The sequence below is a fragment of the Zarconia sp. genome (genome assembly GCF_057467645.1).
This window is the reverse complement of the sequence record NZ_JBRJXU010000129.1, coordinates 23,512-31,463: the sequence shown is the minus strand read 5'-3', so window position 1 is coordinate 31,463 and position 7,952 is coordinate 23,512. Positions and strand designations below refer to the sequence as shown.

The following is a 7,952-nucleotide window of genomic DNA, read 5'->3' as shown; positions in this document are numbered from 1 at the left end:
TGCCCACTCTGGGTGAGATTTGAGAATCACCCGAGGCGAACTCGGTGAACATGTCACAACTGAGTTCACCACAGGTGGTGAATATCCTCTTCGGGTGAGTGGGGCATTCATTCCCCATTCCCCATTCCCCATTCCCCACCTTCACCGGATACTTCTTATCCCGAACTGGCGTTAGAGTTTAATTAATTTATATATCAAGTTTAAATTCCATTCCCCATGAATCCAAAACTCTCATCGCTTATCGATCGCAAACCCTCAACCCCTCGCATCATCTTGACCGATTACGCTTCATTTCTTTTGACGGTGGGAACGATTTTCGGGGGAATTTTTCTGGTGACGATTCCCATTGCCTTACTGCTGATGTACTTTTTAATCAAACGGGTTCGCTTCATTCAGCGCATCTTTTCCCAAGGCGTTCGAGTGCCAGCTATTTTAGTCAGTCAGAAATTCTCTTATGGCGGGCTGCAATTGCGGTATCAATATACCTATCAATATAAAGAGTACGAATCAACCAATCGCATTTTGCGCTTTCGTTCGGGGATCGAGGATGAAGAAAAAATCGAAGTCTTTTTAAACCCAGAAAAACCCATAGAGACGGCATTTATAACCAAGCTCTATCTTGACAAATTGGGTGAATAACGCAATGGTCAATTTAAAGTCTGAAACACTCGATTTTCCGTAACCATTAGACATAGGCGCAAAAATCAAAAATCCAATCAATATCTATGGTTCCGTCATGAATTTCTTCCCCCTTTCCCCCTTTCTCCTTTCCCCTTAACCCTTTTCCACCAGAGGTCTATTGGTGAGAACGTCCAAATGTCGGGTCGATTTTCCATTGACAGGGTTTCCCCGATTCTGGCAAGATTGTTGGGCTGTGGAGATCTATCAAAATGATTCGATCGCCGCGACGATCGAGTACGAATGACCCCGTTCGATTCGGGAACTTCGGTGGCGCGCGATCGATGTCTTCACCGACGTGGCGGTCTCCATAACATCATTGCAAACTGAAACCGGGCAAAACGCGAGGGAGATACGACCGTGAGTGAGGGATTTGATTACGATTTAGTCATTATCGGTGCCGGTGTCGGCGGCCACGGGGCAGCCCTGCACGCCGTCAGCAACGGCTTAAAAACGGCGATCGTGGAAGCGGCCGAAATGGGGGGAACCTGCGTCAATCGCGGCTGCATCCCCTCCAAAGCCCTACTGGCGGCATCGGGACGAGTGCGGGAGTTGCACCAAGCCCACCACCTGCAATCCATGGGCATCCAAATTGGCGGCGTTGCTTTCGATCGGCAGGCGATCGCCGACCATGCCAGCAATCTCGTGGATTCGATTCGGGGCAATATGGGTAACAGCCTCAAACGCCTCGGGGTCGACGTGATTCAGGGCTGGGGCAAACTCGCCGCCTCCCAAAAAGTGACGGTGGACACCCCAGACGGGGAGAAAACCATCACTGCCAACCACGTGATTCTCGCCCCCGGTTCGATTCCCTTCGTCCCCCCCGGTATTGAAGTAGACGGCAAAACCGTCTTTACCAGCGACGATGCCATCAAGTTGGAAACCCTTCCCCCTTGGGTGGCGATTATCGGTAGCGGTTACATCGGTTTGGAATTTGCCGATGTCTATTCTGCCCTGGGTTGCGAAATCACGACCATCGAAGCCCTCGATACCCTGATGCCCACCTTCGATCCCGATATTGCCAAGATTGCCAAGCGGGTTCTCCTCGATGCCCGCGATATCGAAGGTCAAGCGGGGGTTCTCGCCCAGAAGGTGACCCCTGGCTATCCCGTCACCATCGAACTGGCGGATACGAAAACCCGCGAAGTGGTGGACGTGTTGGAAGTGGATGCCTGTTTGGTGGCGACCGGACGGATTCCCTACACCGATAACTTGAACCTGGAAGCGGTGGGGGTCGAAACCGATCGCCGAGGCTTTATCCCCGTAGACGACAATCTGGCAGTGACGGCGAATGGAGAACCGATTCCCAATCTGTGGGCGATCGGGGATGCAACGGGTAAAATGATGCTGGCCCACGCGGCATCGGCCCAAGGTGTCGCCGTGGTAGAAACTATTTGCGGTCGTCCCCGACAAGTGGACTATCGCAGCATCCCGGCAGCGGCCTTTACCCACCCGGAAATCAGCTTCGTCGGGTTGACGGAACCCCAAGCCAAAGAGTTGGGAGAAACGGAAGGGTTTGAGGTGGCAACGGCACGGACCTACTTTAAAGCCAATTCCAAAGCCCTGGCGGAGAAAGAAACCGATGGTTTGGCAAAGGTGGTCTATCGCAAAGATACGGGAGAATTGCTGGGGGCGCATATCATCGGCATCCACGCCGCCGATTTGATTCAGGAAGCGGCTAATGCGATCGCCGAACGGAAATCGGTCAACGAATTGGCCTTCAACGTCCACACCCATCCCACGCTATCGGAGGTGTTGGATGAGGCTTACAAGCGGGCGTTAGCACCCCATTAGGGATTGAGAGGGAGAGGGGGAGACGCGGTGACGCGGTGAGGGGGAAGCAAATCGCTACTTCCCCTGCTGTTCTTCGTTCGGTCAGTTAACTGGGTTTGGAAGTCTCGGCACATCCAAAAAATCATTAAGAACGTTTCTAAACTCACGGACAACTTCTTCATAGATGGGAAGTGAAATCTTAGCCGATCGTAGTTCTTTAGGAACATTTTGATAATTTTCTTGACCTTTTAGTTGTGGACTCAATTTCCACAAAAAGTAGAATAAACTTTGCCGATAATAAATATACTTGCAAAAAGCATCATAGCCTTCTATATAAAGAAAGCCGTAATCTTTTGTCTCTCCTGAATCGAATAACTCAAATTTTTCTTGCTCGGAAAGAGAAAAGTAATGTCGATCTAAAATATATTTTTCTCTATGGATAATTAGACCTTCAAGAGAAGAACAAGTTGAAGTCAAAAAAATTTGATCTTCTATATCCCCTAAAAAATTACCCATCAGCCAAATTCTACAATGACCGTATGGAAGAATAGGGGCAGCTTCTAAAATTGAATATTCAATGCCAAAGATTTCCCGATGTCCAATAATATTTGTCTTCACTCATCTCCGAATAAGAAGTAAAATTCTATTTTGGTGATTTTATAACTAGTCAAAAAATAAATTTTTTATCAAAAAACTGTCTATTCAACAATTGACTCTTACCGCAAAATAGCCGTAGGGGTCAACGGCCGTTGACCCCTACAAACTCCCCTAAGACTGTCCTAAATCGCTTTCAATTCTGTCTTCACCCCCATCTCATCGAGCATATTCTGAATTTCCGGGCAATAAATCGCATTCATGACAATGACGATATCCGGTTGGTACTCTTTGAGAAATTCCGGAGACATGATTTCTTGACCCACGCCGGGAATAAATTTGCCGTGGCGGTGGGGATTGATATCGACGATATATTGCACCTGTTCTTTGGTATCCAACGTCGTTAGAAATGCTACGCATTTCGACCCCGAACCCCACACGACAACCCGCTTCCCTTCCGCTTGCCATTGCAGGAGATCGCGCTTCCATTTATCCAGCTTGGCATTAATATGAGCGGCAAAATGTTTAACGTCGCGGGCAATTTCTTCGACACTATCTTCGGCGGGTAAAATTGTTTCGGATGGGGTCGAAACCGGTTTTGCTTCGATGAGTAGATATTGCTCTCCGTAGGCGAGATAAACATCGGTGACTTCAAAGTTATTCGCGCGGAACAAACGGGCCAGAGAACCCGGCGTAAAATAGGAGCAATGTTCGTAGTAGATATCTTCAAAGGCTAAATCCCGCAAAACGCGACCCATATCGGGAATTTCAAAGAAGACGGATGTATCGAAGCGTTCGCCGATCGAACCGCGCACCGTCCCGACAAATTCGGAGGTGGGATAGATATGCTCGAGGGTATGGCGGCAGCAGATAAAATCTCCAACGCGATCGGCGTATTTTTGGGAGTAGTAATCTTGAATGAATTCGATCCGATCGACCACCGGACTTTTCACTCGTCCGACAACGGCCGAGGGATCGATCCCCACACCGCGATTTTCTCCGAGTTCGCACATTAAAACCAGAAAATCGCCCTTGCTACAGCCAATTTCAACGATATGCTTGTCGTGTAAATCGTATTTTTCCACCAAGCTACTGGCTAAATCGAGAGCAAACTTATTAAAGGTGGGGGAAAAGCTCTGTTGGTCTTCGTAATTGGGGGCGTATGCCGACCATTTGGAATCGAATTCAACGTTGGTAATAAAACCGCAATTGCCGCAAAAGCCCAAGACCACATCACCGCAGGGAAAATCGATCGCCTCTTGTTGAGTCGGCATCATCAAGCAGCTATGAACGGGAACGTTCCGAACTTCGTAGAAAATCGACAGTTCGCTGTGACCGCAGTTGGGGCAGGTATGTTCGACAACTTTAAAGTTATCGCCCAGGAGGGTGGGATTTAACACAGAAGATTGACTCATTTTTTGGCTCCGTAAAAATTAGGACTCAACGATCGAATTTGAATGGAAACGATGGAATTGGGGGAAAGGGGAGAAACGGGAAGGATGGCAAAAACTTACCCATTGTCAATTGTCTATTCACTCCCTCTGCCTCATTAATGTAGTGGTAGCTAGAATTCCCATTCCCCATTCCCGGTTTCGATCGAATTGACTAAACTTCCGACGGCATGGATTTCGATGGAGAATGGGGGGCGAATGCCGACCTCAAACCCATTTGTCCGCCTTTAAATAGCAATAGAGATAGAGACATCAACACCAAACTCAGCGCTAAATTATCCGATCGCATCGATCGACCGGCTTCCCATGCCAGTAACCCTTCTAGCAACAACGCCGGTAGGACGATGCCACCCGCAACGGCCGTAAGGTAGAGTGTCCGTTGGCGCAGCCGCAGGGGAATGCAACCCAACCAAATGCCCAGGGGAACGAATGCGAGACTGTAATACAACCATCGTCGTAAGTCGATCGCCTTCGCTTCGGGAAGCCAGTTCAATAGGTAATACAAGACCAGTCCGGATTTGAGATCGAGGGCGTAGGATGAGTCCGCACGATCGACCCAGACTTGCAACACCGAACCGTCAAAGGAAACGACCAGATGGTGGGGTTCGGTATCGGCAAACAAACCGGGAACGGTAATATCGGGTTCGCTGCCATTTCTGCCCGTCATCGGCGTTCGCAGGCGCACCACCAAATTGCTGCCACTCTGTCCGAGGGTCAAATTGCGATGGTTGATATCGCTGGAGATGGAGATAATGCGCGCCGGACCGGTTTGGGTTAAATCGGCGGTGGCAACGGTAGCGCTCGCGGTAAACTGGGAGCGGTCGCGAATGCGTTTGGATATCGCTCTAGGCGCTTCGGCAGTGACCAGCCAAGTCCGATCTGGGGATAAATCTGGGGACAGACCCGCTCGATCGCGGTTGCCGTCTTCTCCGGTCAGGGCATAGGATGCCACCAGGGAGTCTCCAAATACCGTAGCGGTAGGAGTCCCCTCAAAAATGCGGGCGATCTCCGCTTCCTTCAACCCCCGATCGCCGATCGCCAATTCAGACACCGTTCCCAGCCAGGGTCGTGCCCCATCGACCTCGTTACCGATCGCTAGGGGAAAGTTCGGGTTCCAGTTATCCGGCTGCGTTACCCCCTGAAATCCTAGTGAAATTCCCACCCATAGCAAGAGATAAACCCCAAAACAGGCGGCCCATTTGAGCAGGGAAACATAGGATGGCGGTCGATTATCCCCGGTAGTGGAATAGTAGGCAACGATCGCCTTCCATCGATCGTACCCCCAACATCCCAAACATCCACTCAGCGTGTTGGTGAAAACATCGATAAAGGTTGGATACCGTTGGGGTAAAAACATCTGAAACGACTCCACCACAAAGGAAAACCCCAGACTGGCGATAATCGTAACGATGGCGGCGGTGAGTTTTCCGGTACGTTTCCCGATTAACCAACCACTCAAGCCGAATCCGAAGGGAAATAACATTAAGAGATTACCGATCCGATCGAGGGGATCGCTGGGACGGAAAAAAAAGTCCGAGAGTTTTTCGATGGAAAAATCTGGATTTCCCGCAAACTGGAAGGGATATAGCGTTGCCACGAGGGCGATCGTCATCCCAATTAGGGCAATTGCCGGTAATGCTTGTTCGACGAGTCGATCGAGATCGGCGAGGGAGATTTTCGGATTGAGCGATCGGTTCTTCATCTAGGAACTCTACAAAGAAAATAAGCGATTAGTTCTCAACCTACAATTTTAGGTGAGGGAATCGGAACGATAAACTGACCGCCATTTTCCTGATATTGCTGCTGTTGCTCCATGATTTCTCGGGCGAAGTTCCACGCCAAGATTAAAACGTAGTCGGGTCGATCTTCGAGTAACTTCGTGGGAGGGAAAATCGGTAAATGATTGATCCCCATATAGCGATCGTGTTTGAACGGATTCAAATCCACGACGTAATCGAGTAGAGTTTTGTTGATGTCGAAGTAACTCAGCAAGGTCGTCGCTTTAGCCGCTGCACCGTAACCCACCACGCGCTTTCCTTGTTTTTTGATATCCCAGAGAATCGCCATCAATTCCCGTTTGATGGTCTCGACGCGATCGGCAAAACTGCTATAGTAATCGAAGCGATCGACACCGAGATCGGCTTCTTCTTGCAACAGCGATTTCACCGAATCTTTCACCGCTTCGACAGGTTCGACGAATAAGCGCAACGAACCACCGTGAATTGCCGTTCTTTGAATATCGTTGAGAAATAAATTGTGCCGTCGGAACAATTTGTCAACTGCTGTTACGGAAAAGTAACATAAATGTTGGTGGTAAATGGTATCGAATTCTCCATGCTCTACCAAATCCACGACGTAGGGTGCTTCGATAACCGCCACGCCCGTTTCTTTCAATAAAATCCCGATGCCCGCGACAAAACCATTTAAGTCCGGGACGTGAGCGAGAACGTTATTGGCGAGGAATACATCCGCTTGTTTGCCTTCTTCGCGCAGTTCGGTCGCCAGTTCTTTGGTAAAAAAGGTACAGCGCGTGGGAATCCCTGCCTTTTGAGCCGCTTCTGCCGGACCGCTAGCCGGGTCGATCCCCAGAACGGGAATGCCTTTCTCGGCAAAGTTTTTCAGCATGTAGCCGTCGTTACTCGCCGCTTCGATGACCAAACTATTGGCATCGAGATCGCGCGATGCGAGGATATGTTCGGCGCTGCCGGCAAAATGTCGCAGCAGGGAGGGGGAAACGGAGGAAAAATAGGGATAATCCTGGCAAAATAAGATTTCCGGGGGCACGCTCACGGTAATCTGAACCAAACCGCAATGGGGACAAAATGCCAGTTCGAGGTGGGCGGTGTATTCGGGTTGATTGAGTTGGTCTTTGACGAGCAACCCGTCAGCCAAGGGGGTATAACCAAAGTCGATGACTGATTGTAAGTCTGGATGTCCGCAGGAACGGCAAGGTGGCATAGCTTCGGACATATGTCGATCGCTCCTAATCCTGATAAATGGGTAAGGGGTATGGGTTTGAGGGGAAAGGTGTTAATTTTGCGATTCGGGTCGAAATTGGATGCCGTCGGGAAAAATGCATTTGACGATTAATCTTCGGTCACACCAAACTCGATCGCTCCGAAGTCTTTGTTGGGAGCGATTTCGCATCTTTCCTGCATGATTGATGAGGTTCGACGAAAATCGCTCAAAACCTTGGTTGACAAACTAGCGGGTCATTGACCCGAAAAACAGTCTGTTGGTTGAGGTTCGTTCGCGCTTGGGATTTGAAGGTTTGGTGAATAATTCAGGCTATGCTTAGGACGAAGCATCTTTCCGGTCGGGATAAAAAACGCGGTACATTCCCGACAGTTGGGGAGGGTGGACAGTTCAAGCGACGGTGTCAACTTTCGATCGGCGCGAGAAAAACAACCCACCCAATGAATTTCTACCCGAAAAATGATGTGTCAGAGGGAATTA

The 7,952-nt window shown here is 49.5% G+C and carries 6 protein-coding genes; 2 read left to right on the top strand and 4 right to left on the bottom strand.

From position 1 onward, the window contains the following. Positions 1-216 precede the first annotated feature (216 nt). Complete coding sequence (locus AC2215_RS20020; protein ID WP_486811775.1) at positions 217-639, top strand: hypothetical protein; 423 nt, start codon at positions 217-219, stop codon at positions 637-639. Between the two features lie 399 nt (positions 640-1,038). After that, positions 1,039-2,472, top strand: coding sequence for a dihydrolipoyl dehydrogenase (gene lpdA / locus AC2215_RS20015; RefSeq protein WP_486811774.1), 1,434 nt, complete (start codon positions 1,039-1,041; stop codon positions 2,470-2,472). Positions 2,473-2,553: 81 nt separating this feature from the next. Here lpdA and AC2215_RS20010 read toward each other — a convergent pair whose 3' ends face one another. The 4 genes from AC2215_RS20010 to AC2215_RS19995 form a co-directional block, all read right to left on the bottom strand. Continuing rightward, positions 2,554-3,069: a hypothetical protein gene (locus tag AC2215_RS20010; RefSeq protein WP_486811773.1), complete on the bottom strand. Its 516-nt coding sequence runs from the start codon at positions 3,067-3,069 to the stop codon at positions 2,554-2,556. 161 nt (positions 3,070-3,230) lie between these two features. Then, positions 3,231-4,460: a class I SAM-dependent methyltransferase gene (locus tag AC2215_RS20005; RefSeq protein ID WP_486811772.1), complete on the bottom strand. Its 1,230-nt coding sequence runs from the start codon at positions 4,458-4,460 to the stop codon at positions 3,231-3,233. 190 nt (positions 4,461-4,650) lie between these two features. Then, positions 4,651-6,198 carry a VanZ family protein gene (locus tag AC2215_RS20000; RefSeq protein WP_486811771.1) on the bottom strand — a complete coding sequence of 516 codons (1,548 nt, stop codon included), beginning with the start codon at positions 6,196-6,198 and terminating at the stop codon, positions 4,651-4,653. 35 nt (positions 6,199-6,233) lie between these two features. Beyond that, a complete protein-coding gene (locus AC2215_RS19995) occupies positions 6,234-7,466 on the bottom strand; it encodes a methyltransferase domain-containing protein (protein ID WP_486811770.1) in 1,233 nt (410 codons plus the stop codon). Positions 7,467-7,952: the final 486 nt, after the last annotated feature.